The 22,659-nt window shown below is 70.7% G+C and carries 17 protein-coding genes; 9 read left to right on the top strand and 8 right to left on the bottom strand.

Annotated features, from left to right (window positions below; translation table 11 throughout):
• Positions 1 to 74: 74 nt before the first annotated feature.
• Positions 75 to 617, bottom strand: a complete 543-nt coding sequence (locus Pmi06nite_RS04445; RefSeq protein WP_203951525.1) for a YbhB/YbcL family Raf kinase inhibitor-like protein — start codon at positions 615 to 617, stop codon at positions 75 to 77.
• 188 nt (positions 618 to 805) lie between these two features.
• Here Pmi06nite_RS04445 and Pmi06nite_RS04440 point away from each other — a divergent pair, with 188 nt between their 5' ends.
• Positions 806 to 4,081 carry an AfsR/SARP family transcriptional regulator gene (locus tag Pmi06nite_RS04440; protein WP_203951524.1) on the top strand — a complete coding sequence of 1,092 codons (3,276 nt, stop codon included), beginning with the start codon at positions 806 to 808 and terminating at the stop codon, positions 4,079 to 4,081.
• A 17-nt stretch (positions 4,082 to 4,098) separates the two neighbouring features.
• On the opposite strand, the gene Pmi06nite_RS04435 is transcribed toward Pmi06nite_RS04440, so the two are convergent.
• Complete coding sequence (locus tag Pmi06nite_RS04435) at positions 4,099 to 4,911, bottom strand: ABC transporter permease (RefSeq protein ID WP_203951523.1); 813 nt, start codon at positions 4,909 to 4,911, stop codon at positions 4,099 to 4,101.
• 124 nt (positions 4,912 to 5,035) lie between these two features.
• Positions 5,036 to 5,998 carry an ATP-binding cassette domain-containing protein gene (locus tag Pmi06nite_RS04430; RefSeq protein ID WP_203951522.1) on the bottom strand — a complete coding sequence of 321 codons (963 nt, stop codon included), beginning with the start codon at positions 5,996 to 5,998 and terminating at the stop codon, positions 5,036 to 5,038.
• Positions 5,999 to 6,154: 156 nt separating this feature from the next.
• On the opposite strand from Pmi06nite_RS04430, the gene Pmi06nite_RS04425 reads away from it, so the two are divergent.
• On the top strand, positions 6,155 to 6,637 hold the full coding sequence (locus Pmi06nite_RS04425; RefSeq protein WP_239113636.1) for a PH domain-containing protein: 483 nt from the start codon (positions 6,155 to 6,157) through the stop codon (positions 6,635 to 6,637).
• On the top strand, positions 6,634 to 8,445 hold the full coding sequence (locus Pmi06nite_RS04420; protein ID WP_239113635.1) for a PH domain-containing protein: 1,812 nt from the start codon (positions 6,634 to 6,636) through the stop codon (positions 8,443 to 8,445). Before Pmi06nite_RS04425 ends, Pmi06nite_RS04420 begins: the two co-directional genes overlap by 4 nt.
• Before the next feature lie 232 nt (positions 8,446 to 8,677).
• On the opposite strand, the gene sepH is transcribed toward Pmi06nite_RS04420, so the two are convergent.
• From sepH to Pmi06nite_RS04405, 3 genes are all read right to left on the bottom strand, one after another.
• The gene (sepH, locus tag Pmi06nite_RS42520; RefSeq protein WP_203951520.1) at positions 8,678 to 10,633 is read right to left on the bottom strand and encodes a septation protein SepH; all 1,956 of its coding nucleotides are present in this window, start codon (positions 10,631 to 10,633) and stop codon (positions 8,678 to 8,680) included.
• Positions 10,634 to 11,175: 542 nt separating this feature from the next.
• The gene (locus Pmi06nite_RS04410; RefSeq protein ID WP_203951519.1) at positions 11,176 to 12,501 is read right to left on the bottom strand and encodes a D-arabinono-1,4-lactone oxidase; all 1,326 of its coding nucleotides are present in this window, start codon (positions 12,499 to 12,501) and stop codon (positions 11,176 to 11,178) included.
• Between the two features lie 99 nt (positions 12,502 to 12,600).
• Positions 12,601 to 13,791 carry an MFS transporter gene (locus Pmi06nite_RS04405; protein ID WP_203951518.1) on the bottom strand — a complete coding sequence of 397 codons (1,191 nt, stop codon included), beginning with the start codon at positions 13,789 to 13,791 and terminating at the stop codon, positions 12,601 to 12,603.
• Positions 13,792 to 14,016: 225 nt separating this feature from the next.
• On the opposite strand from Pmi06nite_RS04405, the gene Pmi06nite_RS04400 reads away from it, so the two are divergent.
• Positions 14,017 to 15,168: a lytic transglycosylase domain-containing protein gene (locus Pmi06nite_RS04400; protein ID WP_239113634.1), complete on the top strand. Its 1,152-nt coding sequence runs from the start codon at positions 14,017 to 14,019 to the stop codon at positions 15,166 to 15,168.
• Positions 15,169 to 15,268: 100 nt separating this feature from the next.
• On the opposite strand, the gene Pmi06nite_RS04395 is transcribed toward Pmi06nite_RS04400, so the two are convergent.
• Positions 15,269 to 16,240, bottom strand: coding sequence for a ferrochelatase (locus tag Pmi06nite_RS04395; protein ID WP_203951517.1), 972 nt, complete (start codon positions 16,238 to 16,240; stop codon positions 15,269 to 15,271).
• An 89-nt stretch (positions 16,241 to 16,329) separates the two neighbouring features.
• On the opposite strand from Pmi06nite_RS04395, the gene Pmi06nite_RS04390 reads away from it, so the two are divergent.
• Both Pmi06nite_RS04390 and Pmi06nite_RS04385 read left to right on the top strand, forming a co-directional pair.
• Positions 16,330 to 18,300: an alpha/beta hydrolase family protein gene (locus tag Pmi06nite_RS04390; RefSeq protein WP_203951516.1), complete on the top strand. Its 1,971-nt coding sequence runs from the start codon at positions 16,330 to 16,332 to the stop codon at positions 18,298 to 18,300.
• Positions 18,301 to 18,648: 348 nt separating this feature from the next.
• Positions 18,649 to 19,479: an inositol monophosphatase family protein gene (locus Pmi06nite_RS04385; RefSeq protein WP_275409549.1), complete on the top strand. Its 831-nt coding sequence runs from the start codon at positions 18,649 to 18,651 to the stop codon at positions 19,477 to 19,479.
• 65 nt (positions 19,480 to 19,544) lie between these two features.
• Here Pmi06nite_RS04385 and Pmi06nite_RS04380 read toward each other — a convergent pair whose 3' ends face one another.
• Positions 19,545 to 19,709 (bottom strand): hypothetical protein, encoded by a 165-nt coding sequence (locus tag Pmi06nite_RS04380; protein WP_203951515.1) that lies wholly within the window; start codon positions 19,707 to 19,709, stop codon positions 19,545 to 19,547.
• 240 nt (positions 19,710 to 19,949) lie between these two features.
• Between Pmi06nite_RS04380 and Pmi06nite_RS04375 the strand changes: the two genes are divergently transcribed.
• From Pmi06nite_RS04375 to Pmi06nite_RS04365, 3 genes are all read left to right on the top strand, one after another.
• Positions 19,950 to 20,603 (top strand): response regulator transcription factor, encoded by a 654-nt coding sequence (locus tag Pmi06nite_RS04375; protein ID WP_203951514.1) that lies wholly within the window; start codon positions 19,950 to 19,952, stop codon positions 20,601 to 20,603.
• A 52-nt stretch (positions 20,604 to 20,655) separates the two neighbouring features.
• Entirely contained in the window at positions 20,656 to 22,098 is a 1,443-nt protein-coding gene (locus tag Pmi06nite_RS04370; protein ID WP_308442482.1) for a sensor histidine kinase, read from the top strand.
• 260 nt (positions 22,099 to 22,358) lie between these two features.
• On the top strand, positions 22,359 to 22,658 hold the full coding sequence (locus tag Pmi06nite_RS04365) for a DUF4193 domain-containing protein (RefSeq protein WP_030505490.1): 300 nt from the start codon (positions 22,359 to 22,361) through the stop codon (positions 22,656 to 22,658).
• Position 22,659: the final 1 nt, after the last annotated feature.

Genomic DNA, 22,659 nt, shown 5'->3' with positions numbered 1-22,659 from the left:
GCTTGACCACAATGACCGTTGTCACACCCTAGGCGAAGATTGGTGTAGCACGACTACCTCCGGCGTTCAGCATGTCACTCGATGTTGGCCGCCGTGAGGCGACCGCGAGCGATGGTGTGATCAGCGATGTGCTCCAGCGTCTCGGCCAGGGGCGCGCCCTGCTTGAGATCGAGCTTCGTGTCGAGGGCGTAAACAGTGAAACGGTAACGGCCCTCGGTCTGGCACGGAGGCGTATAGCCGACTTTGCCGTTCGACGCCTGGCCCTGCCTCGCGCCTCTCGGGACGCCGTTCTCGGCCAGCTCGGTGGTGTTCGGGTCGATGTTGAACACCACCCAGTTCACCGCGCTGCTCCTCGCACTGTTGTCGTCGACCACTATGGCGACGGACTTGGCACCCGACGTCCCCGACCAGCGGAGGGGAGGATTGCCCAGCCCGCCGCTGCAGGAATAGCCGTGCGGCAGGGGCGCCCCGTCACGGAAGCGCGGGCTCGACACACTGATCACGTCGAGGTTCCTGGGCGATCCGCCGCCCAGGATCCCGCAGCCCGACGCCGCGAGCGTTACCGCCGTGATGATGACGGCACACCGTGCGCCCATGGACTTCGTCGGCGACCCCATGCCCGATGATGCTACGCGGATCGGGATGGTGCACCGACCGAATCGGGCTGATCCGTGCCGCTGTCCCGCTGGGCGTACCGCTCTCACCTGCTGTGTCCCGTCCTTCGATTCGTCCCACTTCAACCATCCGGTCCCGAATGAGGGTACTGACCGCGCGGGGAAGGGTCGTTTTCGGCGACAATCAAGGCATGCAGGGGGTGACGGTGGAAACCGGTGTGAGCTTCGCCGTCCTCGGACCTCTCGAGGTGCGCGACGACGGCCGCCTGATCGAGATAGGCGGCCAGCGGCTGCGCGCGCTGCTGACGCTCCTGCTCCTCGACACCGGTCGCACCGTCCCCACCGACGCCCTGGTCGCCGGCGTGTGGGACGACCATCCGCCGAACGGTGTGGGCAACGCGCTCCAGGCGCTGGTCTCCCGGCTCCGGGCGACGATCGACCGCGCACTCGTGGTGGCCGATCCGTCCGGCTATCGCCTCCTGGTCGCGCCCGATCAGGTCGACCTCCACCGCTTCACCCGGCTGGCCCGCGAGGGAGGCCGCGCCCTGGAGACGGGCGATCCCGGCCTGGCCGTACGGGCGCTCACGGAGGCTCTCGGTCTGTGGCGCGGCGCCCCGCTCACCGACCTGCCCGCGGGTGCGGTCGAGGTGGCCCGGCTCGAGGAGATCAGGATCGCCGCGACCGAGGACAGGATCGACGCGGAGCTCAGGCTGGGACCACGCCCGGACGTCGTATCCGAACTGTCGCGGCTCGTCGCCGTCCACCCGTTGCGGGAGCGGCTGCGCGGGCTGCTGATGCGCGCCCTCTACGGTTCCGGCCGGCAGGTGGAGGCGCTCGCCGCCTATGAGGACGCGCGCGCCACTTTCGCGGACCGGCTCGGCGCCGACCCCTCGCCCGCGCTGGCGGAGCTGCACCTGTCCATCCTGCGCGGCGACTCCGTCCCAAGCGGCGACTCCGTCCCAAGCGGCGACTCCGTCCTGCATGGTGACTCCGTCCTGCGCGGTGACGGTGCGCGCCCCGTGCCTGCCCGGCCGTCGGCCCAGCCGCCCGCGCGGACGCCGGCTCAGCCGCTCGTCGTACGGTCGCCGCCGGTGCGGAAGGGGAACCTGCGCGCCCGCTTGACCAGCTTCGTCGGGAGGGAGGGCGACGTCGAGCAGGTGGGGGAGTCGCTGGCCCGCAACCGTCTCGTCACCCTCCTCGGCCCCGGCGGCGCGGGGAAGACCAGGCTGGCCGTCGAGTCGGCCGAGGCGTTCGCGTCCTCCGTCCCGGACGGCGCGTGGCTCGTGGAACTGGCGTCCGTGCTCGACCCGGCCCAGGTCCCGCACGCCGTGCTGGCGGCGCTCGGCCTCCGGGACATGGGGCTCGTGTCCGTCCGACCGGCGGCAGGCCCGTCCGCCGACGCCGACGCGACCGGCCGCCTGGTCACGGCGCTGTCGGGACGCGCGCAGCTGATCGTGCTGGACAACTGCGAGCACCTCGTGGGCGCCGCGGCCACGCTGGCCGACCGGCTGCTCGCCGACTGCCCCGGCGTCCGGATCCTGGTCACGAGCCGCGAGCCGCTCGGCATCACCGGGGAGGTGCTCTGGCCGGTCCAGCCGCTCGGCCTCGACCACGCCGTACGGCTGTTCGCCGACCGTGCGGCGGCGGCGCGGCCCGGTTACCGGGCACGGGATGACAGGCTCGCGGTCGAGCGCATCTGCAGCGGGCTCGACGGCATGCCCCTGGCCATCGAACTGGCGGCAGCCCGGCTGCGGACGTTGTCCGCGGAGCAGATAGCCGACCGGCTCGGCGACCGTTTCCGCCTGCTGACCAGCGGCAGCCGTACGGCCATGCCGCGCCACCAGACCCTGCGCGCGGTCGTCGAGTGGAGCTGGGACCTGCTCGACGAGGAGGAGCGCACGCTCGCGGCGCGGCTGTCCGTCTTCGCGGGCGGCGGGACGCTGGAGAGCACAGAAGAGGTGTGCCGCGGCGACCTCGACGTGCTCGGCCGTCTTGTCGACAAGTCACTGGTGGTGTTCGACGGCGGGCGCTACAGCATGCTGGAGACGGTCCGCGCCTACGCGGGCGACCGGCTGGCGGAGATGGGCGACGAACGCGAGATCCGGCTGGCCCACGCCCGCTTCTTCGCCCAGATGGCCGAGACCGCCGATCCGCACCTGCGCCGGGCCGAGCAGGTCGAGTGGCTCCCCCGGCTGTGGGCCGAACACGACAACCTGTCGTCGGCCCTGCTCTGGGCCACGGACCAGGGCGAGACCGACATCGCGCTGACGCTCGTCGGCCACCTCGGCTGGTACTGGTGGCTGGTGGGGCACCGGCGGGAGGGCGCGCAGCGCGCAGAGGAGGCCATCCGCTTGGCGGAGGGCGGCGGCCCCGGGGGCGACCCGGTGAAGGTCGCGCTCGCCCACGCGGTGCTCGGCCTCACCTGGGCCGCCGCGGACCTGCAGTGGGACAGGGCGCGGGAGAGTCTGCAGACGGCCATTCAGCTCATGCGGGACAACCAGGTCTCGGGCCCGCCGCATCCGGTGGTGGCGATGGCCGCGCCGATCCTGGCGCTTCTGCTCGGCTCGGACTTCGAGGCCAACGCTCATCTGGAGGACCTGTTCGGTCATCCGGACCCGTGGGTGGCCGCCGCCGCGTACATGTTCCGCGGGAACGTGTATTTCAACACGGGCCGTGTCGCCGAGGGGGAGAGCCACCTGCGGGCCTCGCTCGACCGGTTCAGGGAGGTCGGCGACAGATGGGGGACGGGCAACGCCCTCGCGTCGCTGGCGGAGGCGGGCACGATGCGCGGCACCGGCGAGGCCATCGAGATCCTGCGGGAGGCCATCGCACTCGTCGACGAGGTCGGCGCCGTGGAGGACACGCCGTACATGCGGACCCGTCTGGCGATCGTCCTCAACATCGCCGGTGACCGGGCGGGCGCCGACTCGGTGCTGGAGGAGGCCATGCGCATCTGCGTCGACAACGCCGACCCCATGGGGAAGGCCGGTGTCGAGCACGTCCGCGGCGACTTCGCGCGGGAGAGGGGCGACTTCGACGCCGCCCGCGAGTGTTACCACGAGGCGCTGCGGTTGCTGGGCGGGCCCGAGTTGTCGTCGGCCCGGCAGTTGCACGCCACGCTGAGCTCGTCGCTCGGCATGCTGGCCGCGCAGGAGGGCGACCTCGGAAGGGCCCGCCGCCTCCATGGCGAGGCGCTGGCCCTCGCGGTGGAGTCGCAGGACGGGCCGGTGGTGGCCCATGTGATCGTGGCGTACGCCGGTCTCGCCGCTCTCGAAGGTGATCACGAGCGGGCGGCGGTGCTCCTCGGCGGGGCGACCGCCGTACGCGGAATCGTGGACGTCGTCGGCTACGACCATCTCCGGGCCACGGAGGCGGCCACGGCCGCGCTCGGCCGGGAGGAGTTCTCCCGGCATTACGAGCGCGGCCGGGCGATGACCAGGGAACAGGCCGTGGCCTTCGCGGGCTAGCACCGGCGCCGCCGTCATCAGACGCGGTTGCGGAAGGCCCGGATCGACAGCGGCGCGAACACCACCGCGATGCCGACCGCCCAGAGCAGCGAGATTCCGGCGTGCGAGGCGACGGGACCACCGCTGAGCAGCCCCCGGACCGCGTCCGACAGGTGGCTGACCGGGTTGACCTCGACCCACTTCTGTAGCCAGGAGGGCATCGTGTCGGTCCGCACGAAGGCGTTGCTGGTGAAGGTGATCGGCATCATCAGGGAGAACATCAGGATCTGGACCTTCTCCTGGTCGGACGCCCTGAGGCCGACCAGGACCGCCACCCAGGACATGGCCAGCGCGAAGGCCAGCAGCACCGCGAGCGCACCGGCGACGCCGAGCAGGCCCGTGTGGACGCGGAACCCGAGGACCAGGCCCAGCCCCAGGAAGAGGGCGAACGCCCACACCTGCTTGAGGGTGTCGGCCACGATCCGTCCCGCCAGCGGCGCCGAACGGGCGATCGGCAGGCTTCGCAACCGGTCGAAGACGCCCTTCGTGATGTCGGTGTTCAGCCCGACCGCCGTGGTCATGCTCGCGAACAGCATGTTCTGCGCGACCAGGCCGGGCAGCGCGAACTGCAGGTAGTCGCCGGTCGACCCCGCGATCGCCCCGCCGAAGACATAGGTGAACAGCAGCAGGAACATGACGGGCTGGACGCTCAGGTCGAGCAGCTCCATCGGATTGTGCTTGATCTGGACCAGGCTTCTCCACGACAGCGTCATGGTGTGGCGGAGCGTGGCCGAGGGGCTGATCCTCGGAGCGGCGACGGCGCCCGTCGCGGTCTGGGCGATCGCGGTCATGATGTCTCCTCGTGGTGGCTGTCGCGGGGGCTCGGACGAGCGGCCGGGTCCAGGGCCGTCGGTGTCGTGGCCGGTCGTGCCGGTGCCGGCCGTTCGGGGACCCTTCGGGTCGTGGTCGTGCGGGTCATGCCGCGACCTCCGCGGGTTGCGCCTTCTCCTCGGCCGCGTGGCCGGTGAGAGCGAGGAAGACCTCGTCGAGACTCGACTTGCGCAGGGACAGCTCGGCCGCGATCACGCCGAGGTCGTCGAGGCGCCGGACGATCGCGGGGACGACGGCGGGGTCGCGCACACCGGCCCTGACCATGCCGCCGGACACGGTGGGCGCGAGGTCGAGGATGTCGCCCACCACGCGCGCCACCAGGTCGAGATGGGCGGTCTCCGCCGGGCGGACCTCCAGCACCTGGCCGCCGGTCGTCGCCTTGAGCTCGTCGGACGTGCCTGCGGCGATGACCTTCCCGTGGTCGAACACGACGATGTCGTCGGCCAGTTGGTCGGCCTCCTCGAGATACTGCGTCGTCAGCAGCACGGTCACGCCGTCGCTCTGGAGCCCGCGCACGACGCCCCACAACTCGGTGCGGCTGCGCGGGTCGAGCCCCGTCGTCGGCTCGTCGAGGAACAGCACCTGCGGGCGGCCGATCAGGCTGGCCGCCAGGTCGAGGCGCCGGCGCATGCCGCCCGAGTAGGTCTTCGTCGCGCGGCCTCCGGCGTCGGTCAGGTCGAAGCGCTCGAGCAGTTCGGCGGCGCGCCGCCGGGCGTCGGCCCGCGTCATGTCGAGCAGCCGGCCGATCATCACGAGGTTCTCCACGCCGGTCAGCGTCTCGTCGACCGCGGCGTACTGACCTGTCAGGCCGATCAGTGACCGCACCTGATGCGCCTGCTTCACGACGTCGAACCCGCCCACCTGCGCCCGGCCCCCGTCCGGCCGCAGCAGGGTGGCGAGAATGCGGACGGCGGTGGTCTTCCCCGCGCCGTTGGGCCCCAGCACTCCGAGCAGCCGTCCCTGGGGCACCTCGAGATCGACTCCGTCGAGCGCCCGGGTCTCGCCGTAGTGCTTGGCCAGGCCCTGTGCCTGGATCGCGTATCTCATGGATTTCTTCTCCCTCGTCGTGGACACCATCACTTTGCGGCATGCCACTGACAGTTCACTGAGCGTCGCAATCAGCCGCTGACATATCGCTGACGGCGGGGTCCGATCTCTTAGGGTGGGGTTGTGAAAGGTCCATTACGGGATCCGGCTCATCGGGTGTCACGGCGCGCGATCGCCCTGTGGCTGATCGAGTCGCTGATCGGGTTCGCCATCTTCTTCGGCGGCGCCCTGCTTCTCGCGTTCTGGATCGGCCGGAGCGACTGGGCGGTCCTGCCCGGCTGGCTGTCCGACCACGCGTGGCTGCTGCCGCTCGTCGTCGGCGTCGTGATGGCACCATTGGTGATCATCGAACCGCTGTGGCGCTACGCCGTACATCGGTGGGAGTTGTCGGGCGACGTCGTGTACGCCAGGTCCGGCTGGCTGAGCAGGGAATGGGTGTTCGTCCCCGTCAGCCGGATCCAGACGGTGGACAAGGCGCAGGGCTGGTTCGAGCGCGCGCTCCGCCTGGCCACCGTGGAGATCCGCACGGCGTCTCACGCCGGGTCGTCGACGATCAAGGGACTCGACTACGACGTGGCCGCCGGTTTCGCCGAGGAGTTGGCCCGCCGGGCTCAGGAACTCAGGGACGACGCGACATGACAGAGCCCGGTTCCGCGCAGCCCGATCCCCGGCAGCCGGACCCCGCGCAGTCTGATCCCCGGCAGTTGGGTCCCGCGCAGTCTGATTCCTGGCGCCCGGGTCCCGCACAGCAGGGACCTGGACAGTCGGGAACCGCGCAGCCGGGGCCCGGTCAGCCCGGGGCCTGGCCGTCAGGCCCCGGCGGCCTTCCCGTCCGTCCCGGGGCGACGCCGTACGGCGAGGCGGGGGCGGCCCGGCGGCTGAGCCCTCGCGTCCTGCTGATCGACCCGATCCGGATGTTGCCCACGCTGCTCCTGCCACTCGCCGGTGTCCTGGTGGCGGGCGGATTCTCGCCCGCGTCGTTCGGCTGGGCGGCTCTCGGCGTGGGGGGATCGGTGGTCTACGCGGTCGTCCGCTGGGCGACGTTCACCTACCGCGTGTCCGGCGACCGGCTGGAGCTCACCCGCGCGCTCATCAGCCGGTCGGTACGGACGATCCCCCTGGAACGGGTCCGCGGCATCGACATCACCACTCCGCCCCTGCATCGCCTGCTCCGCCTCGCCGTCCTCAAACTCGACACGGGCGCAGGCGGCGGCGAGCAGGAGGGCGAGCTCGACGCGCTCACGGTGGAGGAGGCCGAGAGCCTCCGGGCGGTGCTGCTGGCCCGCCGTTCGGTGACGCCCCGCCCCCGGCCGGAGGGCTCGGCGGCAGCGGAGGGCACAGCGGTGGACGCCCCCGCACAGGACGGCGTCGCACGGGACGGAATCGCGCTGGACGGCGCCTCGAAGGACGGCACTCCCCGGGACGGTGCGATCTCCGCACGAGGGGCGGCCGCCGGGCGGACCTCCGGCCACCACGACGAGCGGATCATCGGCCGTGTGCCGCGTTCCTGGCTCAGGTACGGCCCGCTGTCCGGCGCGTACCTGCTGACGCCCTTCGCGCTGATCGCCGGAGCGGTCGGCCTGGTCTTCCAGGTGGGCGGCGAGTTGCGCGTCGACGCGCGCAAGGCGAGGGCGGTGTTCACCTGGGTGGAGGGACATCCCGCCCTGCTGGTCGCCGGCGTGGTGCTGCTGATCCTGGCCATGCCCGTGGTCGGGGGCATCATGTACGCCGTCTTCAACTGGGACTTCACCCTGCGCACCCGGGACGGGTACCTCGTGGCGGAGCGCGGCCTGGTCACCCGCCGGGCGGTTTCGCTGGAGCGCCGCCGGATCCGCGGATACGAACTGGTCGACGGACTGATCGAACGCCGGTTCAAGGTCGTGCGGCTGTGGGCGGTGGTCACCGGCCTCGGGGACTCGGAGACCAGAGGCCAACTGCTGCCGGTGACTCCCCGGACGTACGCCGTCGACGTCGCCTCGGACGCCATTGGGCCCTTCGCCACGCCGTTGCGGCCGCACCCGTCCCAGGCACGGCGCCGCAGGTTGTTCCGGGCCGTCACGCCCTGGCTGGTCGTCGCCGCGGCGATGTTCCTGCTGGGATGGGAGGTGGCCGCGTCGGCCGCCCTGGTCCTGGCGCTGCTCGGAATACCGCTCGGGCTGGACCGCTACCGCTCCCTGGGGCACGCCTACGACGGCACGAGACTGTCGGTGCGCAACGGGTCGCTGCGCCGGGGACAGGCCGTCGTCGAGCGTCGCGCGATCGTGGGGTGGACCCTGCGGCAGACGGTGTTCCAGCGGATGTCGGGAGTGCTGACCGTGGTCGCCGGGGTCGGCGCGGGGACCGGCGGCTATCCCGCGGTCGACACCGGAGAGGCTCAGGGCGTGGAGTTCGCCGCGGAGGTCACTCCCGACTGGATCGGCCCGTTCCTCGCCTCGCCGAATCGATAAAAACGGCCCGCACGAGGCGGACCGCACATCGCGACGTTCCGACACGAGGCCGCCGGTCACTCTCACGACGCGAGGCCCCGGCCTGCCGGTCGGGCTTCACTCACGTGCCAAGGCAGCGGCCTGCCGGTCGAGCTCTCTCCGCACCGGCCATGCTCAACGCGCCGGGCCTCGGCCTGCCGGTCGGGCTCTCGCCGCGCCGGTCAGGCTCACATCGGATGTCGCTCGCGCGGGCCTAGTCGGGCTTGCGCGCGCCGAACATGATCTCGTCCCACGTCGGCACGGAGGCCCGACGGCCCCGCGACTTGCGCGGCCGCGCCGGTGCCGGCTTCGGCACGGGCGGTGCGGGCGTCTCCGGCTTCGCGTCCTTGGGCGCTTCCTTGATGGCACCCTGTGCCGGAGCCTTGGCGGCCTCCTTCGCCGCGGGCTCGCCGGCGTCCTTGGCCGCCGAAGCCGCCGCGGCGGCTCTCCCGCCACCGGGACGGTCGCCGTTCGCGGCGGGCGCCCCGGCGCGGGCGGCGGCAGGCGCCTGAGCGGGCACCTCACGGCCGGTCGTGGCAGGTGCGGGTGCCTTGGACGGCGCGGGCGCGGCCTTCTCCGTCCCCTTCGAGCCCGGGACCGGTGAACCGCCGGCCGGTGCCGTACCCGCGGCACGCGGGGGAGCGGGAACCGGCCGCGGAGCAGGCGTCGGCCGAGGAGCGGGAGCAGGCACGGCCGGCGCCTTCACGGGAGCCGCGACAGGGGCCGCGGGGCGGTCGGCGTCGCCGGCCTTGTCGCCTGCCTTGTCCCCGGAGACGGCCGCTGGGGCCGCCTCTCGCCTCTCGCCGACGGCGGCCGTCTCCACGACGGCCTCGGTGACAGGCTTGGTGGCGGGCTCGTCCTGCGTGGCGGCGACCTCGGCGGAAGCCGCCGCGGCATCCTCGGCCGCCGCGGCCTGCCTCGCCGGCGCGTTCTCGTCGCCCGTCTGGTCCTTCGTCTGGTTCACGGTTCCGCCCCCGGCCGTCTCGTGCTCCGCCGTCTCCGGCTCTGTCTCCGTGGCCGTGTCACGCGCGGATGTGTCCTGCGGCTCTTGCGGGCCGTCGAGGACGGGCTCGGGCGCGTCCGGCTCGGAGGGTTCGGTCGTGGAGGGGAGAAGGATGTCGGGGATCGGGGGAGTCGACGCACGTTCCGGCGCGGAAACGGCCGGGTGGTTCACGGGCCTGTCGTCGGCGACCGGGCGCAGCGGCGTCGGAGCCTGCGCGACCGGCGTCGCCTGAGGCAGCCGGAAGGCGGGAGGCTCCTCCACCTCGTCGGGCTCGACCAGCGGCTCCGGCAGCCTGAAGGGCACCGGAGCGGGCTCGGCGCGGTACGCGGCGGGCTCCTCGCGGCGCGGCTCGGGCCGGTAGGCCGGGGGCTCCTCGTGGCGGGGCTCGTGCCACGCCGGCGGTTCCTGGCGCAGCGGGGGGTCGAGACGGGCGGGCGGCTCGTGCCGTACGGCAGGGCGGTCGTAGCCGGGCTCGGCGCGCCCGTATGTGTCCTGCCGGCCGGAACCCGGCAGCGGCGCCACGGGGGCGAGCTTGGCCGCGAGCCTCGGCACGAAGGGACGGACGGTCGAGTCGTCGCTGTCGGGCTCGACGTACTCGGCCGCCGACAGGCGCATGGCCTCGTCGTCGTTCGGGGTGATGTGGCGGCGGCGCGGGTCGAACAGCCACTCGGCGTGCCGGGTGTGCCCGTTCCAGACGAAGCCCAGCTTCACCCGCCACAGGTTGTCGTCGCGCTTGCAGGAGTCCCAGTCGATCTCGTCGGCGGGGACGCCGCGGCGGGTGAGACGCTCGGCGACCAGCTCGCCCAGCGTCGGACCCGGGGTGTTGTCTCCGGGCATGCGGACCGGGGCGCGCTGCGCCTGCTGGGCCATGTACTCGCGCTCCTGGAGAACGGGTCCCTCGAACCAGCGGACGCGTTCCACCGGGATGCCGGCGGTGGCCGCGATCTCCTCCGCCGTCTCACCGGCGCGGATTCGAGCCTGGATCTCCTTGGGGCGCAACGGACTCTCCACTTCGATCTCGTACTGGCCGAGACGGGAGAAGTTGCCGCGGACCGCGGCGCGGAGCCGGTCGTCGACGGGAAGCGTGAACCGCGTGCCCCGTCCGGCCGTGGCCAGGACGAGATACGTGCCGTCCTCACTTACCGCGACGAGACGGAGCTCCTGCATGCGAGTCCCTTCGTCATCGTGCTGCGTCTTCCCCCGGACCCTTGAGTCTCTCGCGTGAGCCGGTTGCCTTCCAGCACCGTACCCGGCATGTCCGAACATCGCCTCGCCCAGGGGTGGGGCAGATGTTGTGACGCCGGTCACATTTTCCGCGCTCACCTTGCTACAGCCCGCCGGGGTACGGCAAGCGGGCAGGTGTCCTCGACGGATTGTCCCGTACGGCGCCGCCCCGCGGGGTGGAGTCGGCTCATGACGCGAGAGAATGATGGGTCGTTCTTCCTGAGGTGATGCGCGCTCACTGTCCGTGGATGCGGCCGTCCCGGCGCCGGCGCGGCGACGGGTGGCGTCGTGGTCGCCGCGGCGGTCGCGGCGGCCCCCGCTGAAGAGGCCGTCAGGCCCCGCCTGCGGGAGGGGTTGATGTGCACTTGCTCCCCCGGGTTCGAGTGGCACGCCGGGCTCAGGCTGCCCGTGCCTCGCAATGTGCCCGTAAGGCGGTCAGGTGAGGCAACCCGACACGCCGGGAAAGCGTCACAAGGGGGTTCTCTTTACGTGGCCGTGGTTTCCGGGCCGTCCGCGGGGGAACTCACGCGTGCCGCTCCGAGCACCTGGTCCAGATAGTCGTTGGCGAACAGCCCGTGGGGGTCGAGCCTGTCACGCAACGCCTGGAAGTCGGCGAACCTCGGATAGACCGTCTGGAGGTATGCCGCGTCCCGCGTGTGCAGCTTGCCCCAGTGCGGGCGGCCCTGGAACCTCGTCATGATCTCCTCGACGCCCGCGAAGTAATCCGGGTTCGGCGTCGGGCGGTAGACGTGGCACGCGATGTACGCCGACGGCCTGCCGTACGCGGTGGAGAGCCACGCGTCGGACGGCGGCGTGACCCTGACCTCGACGGGGAAGGTGATCTTCCAGTCCGATCGCTCGATCAGGTCCCGCGTCTGACGAAGGGCCTCGGCGAGGTGGTGGCGGGGGATGGCGTACTCCATCTCGAGGAAGCGCACCTCCCGGACCGACGTGAAGATCTTGTATGAGGCGTCCGCGCATTCCGACGCGCTCAGCACGCTCGCCGAGAGCCTGTTGATGCGCGGGATGGCACCGGGGGCGCGGGCTCCCACGGCGCACATCGCGCCGAAGAGGGTGTTCTCCAGGAAGACGTTGTCCAGCCAGTGCTTGAACGCGCCCGGCGGCCTGGCCGGACCGGGGGAGCGGTTGTTCCGCTTGACCAGGCAGGTGTCGGTGTGCGGCAACCAGAAGAAGTCGAGGTGCTCGTTGTCTCCCGTGAGCTCGTCGAGCGAGTCCAGGATGCGGCTGAACGGCATCGGCTCGCGGCGCGAGTGGAGGAGGAACGACGGCTCGACCCGGAATGTCACAGCGGTGAGGATGCCGAGGGCGCCCAGGCCGACACGCGCCGCGTCGAACAGATCGCCCTCGCTCACGGTGGTCGCCGAGCCGTCGGCCAGGACGATGTCCATCTCGAGGACCTGGTCGGCGAGACCGCCGATCTCCCGTCCCGTGCCGTGGGTGCCGGTCTGGATGGCCCCGGCGACCGTCTGGGCGGTGATGTCCCCCATGTTGGCCAGGGCCAGTCCGCGTGCCTGCAGTTCCTCGTTGAGCGCGCGGAGCGGTGTGCCGGCGGCGACCTTGACGCGGCCGTCGCCGGTCTCGATGATCCCGGTCAGCCCGTCCGGTCTGAGCAGGATCCCGTCGGTGAGCGCGACCCCGGTGAACGAGTGTCCGGTGCCCAGCATCCGGACCCGCCGCCCACCGCGCGCGGCATCCGTGACGGCCCGCGCCACGTCGGCGGCGGACGTGGGTGTCCGGAACTCCGAGGGAGTGACCGACTGGTTGCGTGCCCAGTTGACGAAGGCGCCCATGTTCCTCCTCGCGCAGTGAAACCGCACGCCCCCGTCGTGGAACATGAACACTACTCATAAAATCGGCGGCTGCCTATGGCCCCGCCGCCGCGCCGCGGGTCAGTTGGTGCGGTGTTCCATCCGGACCAGCGTGGACCCCGCCACGCCGACGACCGCCGCGGCGAGGGCGCAGGCGAAGGTGAATCCGTAGGCGTTCGACGCGCCGTACACGTCGGTCAGGTGGCCGCCCGCCCATGCGCCGATGGCCACGCCGAACCCGATCGACGTCGAGATCCACGACATGCCCTCGGTGAGCTGCGAGGTCGGGACCAGGCGCTCGATGAGGGAGAAGCCCGTGATCAGAGTGGGCGAGATCGCGAGGCCCGCGAAGAACAGGGCCACCGCCATCGGGCGGATGTCGTTCATCAGCAGGACCGGTGTGAGCCCCACCGCGAAGATCGAAAGCCCCCTGATGAACCGGCTGCGCAGGCTGATCTTCCAGTGGCGGGAGCCGTACCAGAGGCCGGAGACCATGCTCCCGCCGGAGAGCGACGCGAGCAGGAACCCCGCCGCCACCTTGCTGCCCTGTTCGTCGGCGAAGGCGACGGTGATGACGTCGACCGAGCCGAACACCGCGCCCATCGCGAGGAAGACGGCCGACAGCAGGGCCACCCCGGGGATCGCGATGGGGGAGCCCGCGTGTTCCCTGTGCCGTACGGCGGGCGGCTCGGTGCCGCGCAACACGGAGAACGCCAGAGTGCCCACGAGCGTGAGGACGATGGCGACGATGATCCCGGCGTACACGTTCACCGTCGTCGCGAGCGCGGTCACGAAGGCAGGGCCGCCGACGAAGATGACCTCGTCGGCCACCGACTCGAACGAGAACGCGGTGTGCAGCTGCGAGGAGTCCTTGAGGACGTGCGACCAGCGGGCGCGCACCATCGAGCCCAGCGACGTGGCGGTGGCCCCCGCGGCGGCGCCTGTCGCGTACAGCGTCCAGATCGGGGCGTTCGCGTGGGCGCACGCCATCAGGCCGGAGAGGGCGACCCCGTGGAGCAGGGCGAACGGCACCAGGACCTTCGCCTGGCCGAACCTGTCCACGAGACGGCCGGACACCGGGGCGGCCATGGCGTAGGCGAGTGAGAAGACGGCCGACACCGCGCCGGCGGTGGCGTAGGAGCCCGTGATCGCGGAGATGAGGAGCACGACGCCGATGCCGAGCATCGACATGGGAATCCGCCCGATGAAGCCGGTGATGACGAAGCCCTTGGCCCCGGGCGTGCCGAACAGGCCTCGGTACGGCCCCACCATGTCGCATCCCTTCAGCACTGTGTCGTCACGCGCTCCCGCTCCGGTCGGGGCCGGCTGTTGAGAGCACGCTGTGCGTCCGGGCACACCGGTTGGGAGCGGCGGCGGCCATGAGCATCTTCCTCATGGCACGCGGACGTGGCTTACGCAGCTCGACCCTCGCGCACAACCCCGGCGTATGGCAAGTGATTTTTACGTCTTTGGGGTGAAGGGATTAACCTGGGCCGGGTGCGCCTTCTTCCCCGGTCCACGCATCTTCGTGCACTTGTGGCCGGGCTGACCGTACTGATCATCGGGGTCATCGCCGGAGGCGTCGTCCTACTGGTCTCCGCTGATGAGGACCGGCAGCCCGTCGCGGCCGACCGTCCGGCCGCGACGACGGTCGTCCCCGATGCGGTGCTCCCCTCGAGCCCGCCCGTCGTCGACGTCGTCAGCGTGCAGGTCACGCCGCCCAGCATGCTGGCCATCACCCCCACTCCTGTGTCCGCCGGGACGTTGCAGGCGATCGCCGGTCTGAAGCACGTGCAGAAGGTGGCGGGCGCCGGCGGAGGCGCGGTGCGCACGGCGGGCCAGGGGCTGCAGTTGCTCGCCGTCGACCCCACCGAATTCCGCTCCTGGACGCCCAAGCCCGTTGCCGACCAGCCCGAGGTCTGGAGCGCGCTCGCGCGCAACGAGGTCGTGGCCGACAGCAAGACGGTCGACCGGACGGGCATGGTCCTCGGAACCGATCTCCAGATCGACGGCGGCCCGCGGGTGCGCCTGGCGGCGTCCGCGCCGCTCGGACTGCCCGGCGTCGACGGCCTGGTCAGCACCGACCTGGGACGGCGACTGGGGCTCGCCGCCGACGTCGTGGTCCTCATCCACGCGGATCGTGGCACGCCCGACAAGCGCGCGGTCGGCCGGCTGCTCGGGCAGAAGGCACAGATCGTGACCGTGGGCGCGAGCCGCGCACCCGCCACCACCCCGGGGAAGACCACCTCGACGTCGGGGCTGGTCGGACGGCCGGGCAGCTACCTGGAGCTCTACCAGCGGGCCGCGACGGTCTGCCCCGGCCTGTCGTGGACCGTCCTCGCCGCCACCGGGCAGGTGGAGAGCGGCCACGGGCGCAACAACGGGCCGTCCTCGGCGGGCGCGCTCGGGCCGATGCAGTTCATGCCCGCCACGTGGAAGTCCTACGGCGTCGACGGCGACGGCGACGGCGAGTCGGACATATGGAGCCCCTACGACGCCGTCCCGGCGGCCGCGAAATACCTCTGCGCGAACGGCGCCGGGCGCGGCGGCGACAAGCTCAGGAAGGCCGTCTGGTTCTACAACCACTCATGGTCGTACGTGGACAGGGTCCTCGGCCTGGCGACGTCGTACGCGCGGAAGTATCCCTGAGCGGCCCGATTCCCGCCCGGTGGCGCTCAGCCCGGTGACGTTCAGCCCCCCGTGGCCCCCAGCCTGGTGGACGCTCAGGGCCGGCGGATCGGTTCCGGCCTCAGGGCCGGCGGATCGGCGCCGGGCAGCAGGTCGCGGCACAGGGGACGGGCTCGGGCTCGGCCAGCAGCTCGCTCACCATGGAGACGAAGCGCGGGTGCGTGCCCGCCGTGGCCGCTCTGCTGAGCGCCATGCCGAGCTTCTCGGCCAGGGTCGTCGCCTCGACGTCGAGGTCGTAGACGACCTCCATGTGATCGGACACGAACCCGATCGGCACCACCACGACCGCGCGGACGCCGTACTCGTGCAGCGCCTCCAGGTGGGCGCAGACGTCCGGCTCCAGCCAGGGGACGCTCGGCGGGCCGCTCCGGCTCTGCCAGACCAGATCCCAGGGCCGGCCGGCGTCCACCTGCTCGGTGACCAGCGCGGCGGCCTTCCTGAGCTGGGCCTCGTACGCCCCGCCCGTGGGGCCCGCGGTCCTCGCCATCGAGACCGGGATGCTGTGCGCGGTGAAGACGAATCGTGCGGTGTCCCGTACGGCCGCGGGAAGGGCGTCGAGGGCGGCGCGGGTGTGGTCGGCCATCGCCGCGATGAAGCCGGGGTGGTCGTAGTAGTGCCGCAGCTTGACGATCTCGGGTGCTCCGGGGACCGCGGCACGCGCGCGGACGATGTCGTCGAGGTACTGGCGGCAACTCGAGTAGGAGCTGTAGGCGGCCGTGACGAACGCCGCCGCCTTCCTGACCCCGTCGGCCTTCATTTGGCGGACGGTGTCCTCCAGAAAGGGGTGCCAGTTCCGGTTGCCCCAGTAGATCGGCAGGTCGACGTCGAGCGCGTCGATCAGGTCACGGCACTGCTGGTTGATCGGGCTGACCCCGCCGAAGCCCTGGTAGTGCGCCTCGACCTCGAGCAGCCGTTCGCGTGGCACTCCCCGGCCGCGCACGACGTTCTCCAGGAACGGCATGACGTCGGCAGGCTTCTCCGGCCCGCCGAACGAGACGACGAGCAAGGCGTCGTAAGGCAAGGTGCTCCCCATGACCGTCCAGCCTACGCAGGATCCGGTCCGGTCTCCTCCGGAGGTGTGCTCCGTTGGGGATCACGTGAAGATCCGGGTAGGTTCGAACGGTGAGCCAATTTCCGGACATCCGTGAATACGTTGCCCTGCCGCGCGTGGTGTCGCTGCGGCTCTCCCCTGATGGGACCAGGCTCGTGTCCGTGGTCCAGTCACTCAGCCCCGACCGCTCGTCGTACGGCACCGCGCTGTGGGAGATCCCCCTCGACGCCGGGGCGGAGCCGTACCGGCTGACGCGGTCCGCGAAGGGAGAGGCGGGCGCGGAGTTCACCGCTGAGGGTGAGTTGCTGTTCGTCTCCCGGCGGCCCGACGAGACCGTCAAGGACAACGACGAGAACGTCCCGGCGTTGTGGCTGCTGCCCGAGCGCGGCGAGCCCCGCCGGATCGCGTCCAGGCCCGGCGGGATCGGCGGCGTGCAGGCCGCGGGCGGCGTGGTGGTCTTCGCCGCCGACGTGCTCCCCGGGGACTCCGCCACGGAGGAGGACCGCCGGAAGGCTCGCAAGGACGCCGGCATCAGCGCGATCCTGCACGAGCAGTACCCCATCCGTTACTGGGACCACGACCTCGGGCCGGCGCAGACCCGCCTGCTCGCCGGTGCCGTACGGGACGGCCTGGACGACGCCGCCGACCTGACGCCGGAGCCGGGACGGGCGCTGGACAGGGCGTCGTTCGCCGTCACCCCCGACGGGGCCTCGGTCATCACGACCTGGCAGGTCTTCCTCCCCAACGGCGAGATGCGGGCCGACCTCGTCGCCATCGACATCGCGACGGGGGCACGGCGCACCCTGGCCACCTCCGAGGGGCACGAGTTCGGCGGCCCCGTGGCGGTGTCGCCGGACGGCCGTCACGTCGCCTGCACGCGGGAGCGACTGGGCGACCGGGAACTCTCGACGTCACTCGACCTGTGGGTCGTCGACCTGGAAACCGGAGAGGGCCGCGCGCTGGGCGGCGAACTGTTCCCGACCGCCGTCGCGTGGGCGCCGTCGTCGGACGCGATCTACATCGTGGCCGATCACCTGGGTCGCCGTCCGGTGTTCCGGATCTCGCTCGATGGTGTCGTCGCCCGGCTGACCTCGGACGACGGGGCGTACCAGGAGCTGTGCCCGGCCCCCGACGGCTCGCTCTACGCCCTGCGCAGCGCCGTCGACTCGGCCCCCCGCCCCGTGCGGATCTCCCCGGACGGCTCCGTCGCCGACCTGCCCTCGCCCACGCCGTCCCTGGACCTGCCCGGCACGCTGACCGAGGTCAGCGCCACCGCCGAGGACGGGACGGAGATCCGGGGCTGGCTCGTCGTGCCCTCCGAGGCCACGGCGGAGAACCCGGCGCCGTTCCTCCTGTGGATCCACGGCGGCCCGGTGTCCAGTTGGAACGACTGGTCCTGGCGCTGGAACCCGTGGCTGATGGCCAAGAACGGCTACGCCGTGCTGCTTCCGGACCCGGCGCTGTCCACCGGATACGGCCAGTCGATGATCGACAGAGGCTGGGGCGACTGGGGACCGGTCACGCACGCCGACCTGATGGCGATCACTGACGAGTGCCTCAAGCGGCCGGAGATCGACGACCAGCGGATCGCGGCCATGGGCGGATCGTTCGGCGGATACATGGCCAACTGGGTCGCCGGGCACACCGACCGGTTCAAGGCCATCGTCACCCACGCCTCCCTGTGGAACCTGGATCAGTTCGCCGGGACCACGGACGCCTCGATGTACTGGCAGCGGGAGTTCGGCGCGCCTGGCTCCGACCGTTACGCACGGCTGTCGCCGCACAACTCGCTGGACAAGATCACCACCCCGATGCTCGTGATCCACGGCGACAAGGACTACCGGGTGCCGATCGGGGAGGGCCTGCGGCTCTGGTGGGACCTCCAGCGGTCGGGCGTCGAGTCGAAGTTCCTCTACTTCCCCGACGAGAACCACTGGGTCCTCAAGCCGGGAAACGCCATCGCCTGGTACGACACCGTGCTGGCCTTCCTGTCCCACCACGTTCTCGGCACCCCCTGGACACCCCCCGAGTCCCTGAGCTGAATTCCCCCTGAACATTTGTGGTGATCATGCACAGGTTCGTGTTCATCTGTCCTGACCTCCCGCCCCTCCGCGCGTGATCATGCACACGTTCGGCCGTATCCCCGGTGACCTGCACCGATGCTGTCCGTGATCATGCACGGGTTCGGGGATCAGTGTCGTGACCTGCGGCGTCGCAGACCGTGATCATGCACGTCCTCGGGCCGGCGGACGCTGGTCTGGGAGGATGTCGTTCGTGACCATGCAGTCCGGAAATATCCGGACTGCATGATCATGCGAGGAGTTCGCGCAGGTGGCGGGGCATGATCTCGAATCTGCGCATGATCACCAAATGTGAGGGGGCAGGTCACCGTGGATGATCGCGAAGGTGTGCATGATCACGGCGAAGGGGTGACGGCGGGGGAGTTGCTGGCGCTGGCGACCGACATCGCCCGTGAGGCGGGGGAGATGCTCCTCGCCAAGCGCCCCGCACGGCCCGAGGTCCTGACGACCAAATCCAGCCCGACCGACGTCGTGACCGCCCTGGACAAGGCCGCGGAGGAGTTGATCCGCGCCCGTATCGCCCAGGCCCGGCCGGGCGACGCCGTACTCGGTGAGGAGGGCGGCGACACCCCTGGCGAGGGCGGTGTCCGCTGGGTCGTGGACCCCATCGACGGCACCGTCAACTTCCTGTACGGCCTGCCCGACTGGGCGGTGAGCATCGGTGTTGAGGTGGACGGCGAGATCGTCGCCGGAGTGGTGAACAACATCCCCCGCGGCCAGTTGTTCAGCGCCTCCAAGGGCGAGGGGGCGTGGCTGGACGGCGAGCGCCTGTGGTGCAACACCGGCGTCCCTCTCGACCGGGCGCTCGTCGCCACCGGTTTCGGCTACGGAGCCGACAGGCGACGCGTACAGGCCGAGGTGCTCGCCCAGGTCATGCCGCGGATCCGGGACATCCGGAGGTCGGGTTCCTGTGCCGTCGACCTGTGCTCCGTCGCCGCCGGCCGGGTCGACGCCTACTTCGAGCGCGGGACCAACTACTGGGACCACGCGGCGGGCGGCCTGATCGCGACCGAGGCCGGCGCCAGGATCGACGGCCTGTACGGCAGGCCGGTCCATCCCGACCTGGTCATGTGTGCCGCACCTGGGCTGTTCGAGGAGTTGCACGACCTGCTGGCCCCGCTCGACCCGGACCACGACTGAGCGCCGGCCGAAGACGGCGAAGGGGGCCCGCCGTACTGGCGAGCCCCCTGAGGTGTGGTGCCGTCCTATCGCTGGATCAGGATGCCGTGATCGTCGGCCAGGCGGCGTAAGTCCTCGATCTCGGCGGTGAGGGCGTCGGCGAGGAAAGCGTCTCCGCTCGACCTGGCTTCCTCGAGACCCTTGTAGGCCTGGTCGAGCCGGGATTCGATCGTGCTGGTGAACTCGCCCATCTCACCTTCTTTCTCGGGGCGAAACATGCCGTGCGCAGACCCCGCAGCGGATCCTGGGGAGGGAAAACCTTCCCCGGCACACGACAATTGGGGTGTAGACCCTCAGTACCCATTGACGGGCTTGCCGCAAACCACCCAATTCATGTGCTCTGCATCACGTGATCGCGGGGAACCGCTTACCGCAGTCTTACGCCGGGTGTTGGGAGAATGAGGACGTCATTCCAGCTGAGGAGGACCAACATGCGCGTGCTTGTGGTGGAAGACGAGCGTGTGCTCGCGGATGCCATCGCGACCGGGCTGCGCCGCGAGGCGATGGCCGTGGACGTGGCGTACGACGGTGCCGCCGCGCTGGAGAAGACCGGCTACATCGACTACGACGTGATCGTTCTCGACCGCGACCTGCCGAAGGTCCACGGTGACCAGGTGGCACGCGAGCTCGTCACCCAGCGGTCGGGGTCGCGGATCATCATGCTGACGGCCGCCGGCGACGTGGACGACAAGGTCGAGGGCCTGGAACTGGGCGCCGACGACTATCTCGCCAAGCCGTTCGCCTTCATGGAGCTGGTCGCCCGGGTGCGGGCGCTGGGCCGCAGGTCCGCGCCGCCTCTGCCCCCCGTGCTCGAGCGGGCGGGGATCCGCCTCGACCCGGGCAAGCGACTCGTCGCGCGGGAGGGCAAGGAGATCGCCCTGACCAAGAAGGAGTTCGCGGTCCTCGAGGAGCTGATGCGCGCCGAGGGCGCGGTCGTGAGCCAGGAGGATCTCCTCGACAAGGCGTGGGACGAGCACATCGACCCGTTCACCAATGTCGTACGGGTGACCATGATGACCCTGCGAAAGAAGCTCGGTGAGCCCCAGGCCATCGAGACCGTCCCAGGGGTGGGATACCGGTTGTGAACGGGCAGGTCGGCGGCAGGGGCTTCCGCGGCCGCCAGGAGTTCGAGGTGACATGGTGAGCGGACCGGATGAGCCCGGTGGCCGCCCGGGGGACAGGACGGAGAGCCCGCCGATGCTCTCCCCGCCCGCCGTGGCGCCGCGCGTGGAGGAACGTCAGCGGACCGAGGAACTGCCCGTCGCGGTAGGCGGCAGGCGGTCCGGGCCAGGCGCCGGTGGGCACTATCGCGGCCAGGTCCCGCCGCCTCCCAGCGGCCCGCCCGCCTGGGACGGACCGCCACCCCTCGTGGCCAACCCCGTGAAGGTGGGCCTCCTCGACCAGATCAAGGCCCTGTCGGACCGCATGAGCATCCGATGGCGGCTGACGATCACATATGCCGCCCTCGTGTTCTTCGCCGGCGCCCTTCTTCTCACGGTCATGTACGTGCTGGTGGGCCAGGCCATCGACGCCGGCTGGCCCAGCAACATCTACGTGGGCAACGTGTCGGCGAGCGTGGCCGACCAGATCAAGGAGCAGTACCTGGAGGTGCAGGCGGAGGCCATCGACGCCGCGAGGGGTGAGCTGCTCAGGAGATCACTGCTCGCGCTCCTGGGTGTCGGCGTGATCGCGCTCATCCTCGGATACGTCGTGGCCGACCGGGCGTTGCGCCCGATCAAGCAGATGACGGCCACGGCGCGGAAGCTCTCCGAGACCTCGATCGCCCACGAGCGCATCGACCTGACCGGCCCCGACGACGAGCTCAAGGAGCTCGCCGACACCTTCGACGCGATGCTGATCAGGCTCAACACCGCCTTCGACGCTCAGCGCAGGTTCGTCGACAACGCCTCCCACGAGCTCCGGACGCCCCTCGCCATCAACCGGACGGTTCTGGAGGTCGCGCTCGCCGATCCCGAGGCGTCCGAGGACCTGAAGGTGCTCGGACGTACTCTTCTGGGGACCACCGCGCGCAACGAGCGTCTGATCGAGGGACTGCTGTTGCTCGCGCGAAGCGATCGGGAGTTGTCCGTACGCAAACCGGTGGACATTCAGGAGGTCGCGAGGACGGCCATCGACCAACTCGCCTCGTTCGCGGCGGAGGAAGAGATCGCCGTCGAATACGACCTTCATCCCGCGCCCACAACGGGCGATCCGGTTCTTCTCGAACGCTGCGTTTCGAACCTGATCGAGAACGGCATCAAGCACAATGCCGGTCCTTCAGGAAAAGTGTGGGTCCGGACGGGAATTGTCGACGGGGGTGCCGTTGTTCAGATCGCGAACACGGGACCGCATGTCCCCGCGTACGAGGTGGACAGTCTGTTCGAGCCGTTCAGGAGACTGAACGCCGACCGGATCCAGTCGGCCAAAGGCGCGGGTCTCGGCCTGTCCATCGTGCGCGGGATCGTCCGTGCGCACGGCGGATCGGTGAGCGCCGTCCCCCGTGACGGCGGAGGACTCGTGATGACGGTGCGTCTGTCGGGGGTCGGGGTGACCACCGGTGGGGTGCAGTCGGCGCGCTGATGGAGCGCCCGCGCCGCACATGTGGTTGGATGTGCCGTCGAAACGCGGTGGGTCATACCGTCGATACTGTGGTTTTCGCCATATTTGGCTAACCAGAGCCTAGTGCGGGATGCCCCTCTCGTGTTGGGAGGTTGAGTGTTCGTCGATGCGGGTACCGATTGCAAATCTCCCGGCGGCGACGGGCACAATTTCCGCCTCCCGAGCGTTGAAGACGCGCGACGTAGGCGCAGACAGATAGATGAGGGGGATGGAGTACGCAAATGGCAACCGACTACGACAGCCCGCGCAAGACTGATGACGACCTGAATGAGGACAGCCTTCAGGAGCTTCAGGCGCGGCGCAGTGACAAGTCGTCGGGCAGCATCGACATCGACGAGACGGATCTTGCCGAGTCGCTGGAGCTGCCGGGGGCTGATCTCTCCAACGAGGAGCTGTCTCTTCGTGTGATTCCGCGGCAGGCGGACGAGTTCACCTGCTCTCGCTGCTTCCTGGTGCATCACCGCAGCCAGCTGGCCTCCGAGAAGAACGGTCAGCAGGTCTGCCGAGAGTGTGCGGCCTAGG

The sequence above is a fragment of the Planotetraspora mira genome, from assembly GCF_016863275.1.
GTDB lineage: Bacteria > Actinomycetota > Actinomycetes > Streptosporangiales > Streptosporangiaceae > Planotetraspora > Planotetraspora mira.
The sequence above is the reverse complement of the archived record's forward strand: the minus strand, read 5'-3'. Positions and strand labels throughout refer to the sequence as shown.

Excerpts from the sequence above, each read along its gene's own strand:
- Pmi06nite_RS04375 (WP_203951514.1), top strand. The coding sequence starts at position 19,950 with ATGCGCGTGCTTGTGGTGGAAGACGAGCGTGTGCTCGCGGATGCCATC.
- Pmi06nite_RS04395 (WP_203951517.1), bottom strand. The coding sequence starts at position 16,240 with ATGGGGAGCACCTTGCCTTACGACGCCTTGCTCGTCGTCTCGTTCGGC.
- Pmi06nite_RS04430 (WP_203951522.1), bottom strand. The coding sequence starts at position 5,998 with ATGAGATACGCGATCCAGGCACAGGGCCTGGCCAAGCACTACGGCGAG.
- Pmi06nite_RS04365 (WP_030505490.1), top strand. The coding sequence starts at position 22,359 with ATGGCAACCGACTACGACAGCCCGCGCAAGACTGATGACGACCTGAAT.
- Pmi06nite_RS04370 (WP_308442482.1), top strand. The coding sequence starts at position 20,656 with ATGGTGAGCGGACCGGATGAGCCCGGTGGCCGCCCGGGGGACAGGACG.
- Pmi06nite_RS04380 (WP_203951515.1), bottom strand. The coding sequence starts at position 19,709 with ATGGGCGAGTTCACCAGCACGATCGAATCCCGGCTCGACCAGGCCTAC.
- sepH (WP_203951520.1), bottom strand. The coding sequence starts at position 10,633 with ATGCAGGAGCTCCGTCTCGTCGCGGTAAGTGAGGACGGCACGTATCTC.
- Pmi06nite_RS04405 (WP_203951518.1), bottom strand. The coding sequence starts at position 13,791 with ATGGTGGGGCCGTACCGAGGCCTGTTCGGCACGCCCGGGGCCAAGGGC.
- Pmi06nite_RS04445 (WP_203951525.1), bottom strand. The coding sequence starts at position 617 with ATGGGGTCGCCGACGAAGTCCATGGGCGCACGGTGTGCCGTCATCATC.
- Pmi06nite_RS04420 (WP_239113635.1), top strand. The coding sequence starts at position 6,634 with ATGACAGAGCCCGGTTCCGCGCAGCCCGATCCCCGGCAGCCGGACCCC.
- Pmi06nite_RS04435 (WP_203951523.1), bottom strand. The coding sequence starts at position 4,911 with ATGACCGCGATCGCCCAGACCGCGACGGGCGCCGTCGCCGCTCCGAGG.
- Pmi06nite_RS04440 (WP_203951524.1), top strand. The coding sequence starts at position 806 with ATGCAGGGGGTGACGGTGGAAACCGGTGTGAGCTTCGCCGTCCTCGGA.
- Pmi06nite_RS04410 (WP_203951519.1), bottom strand. The coding sequence starts at position 12,501 with ATGGGCGCCTTCGTCAACTGGGCACGCAACCAGTCGGTCACTCCCTCG.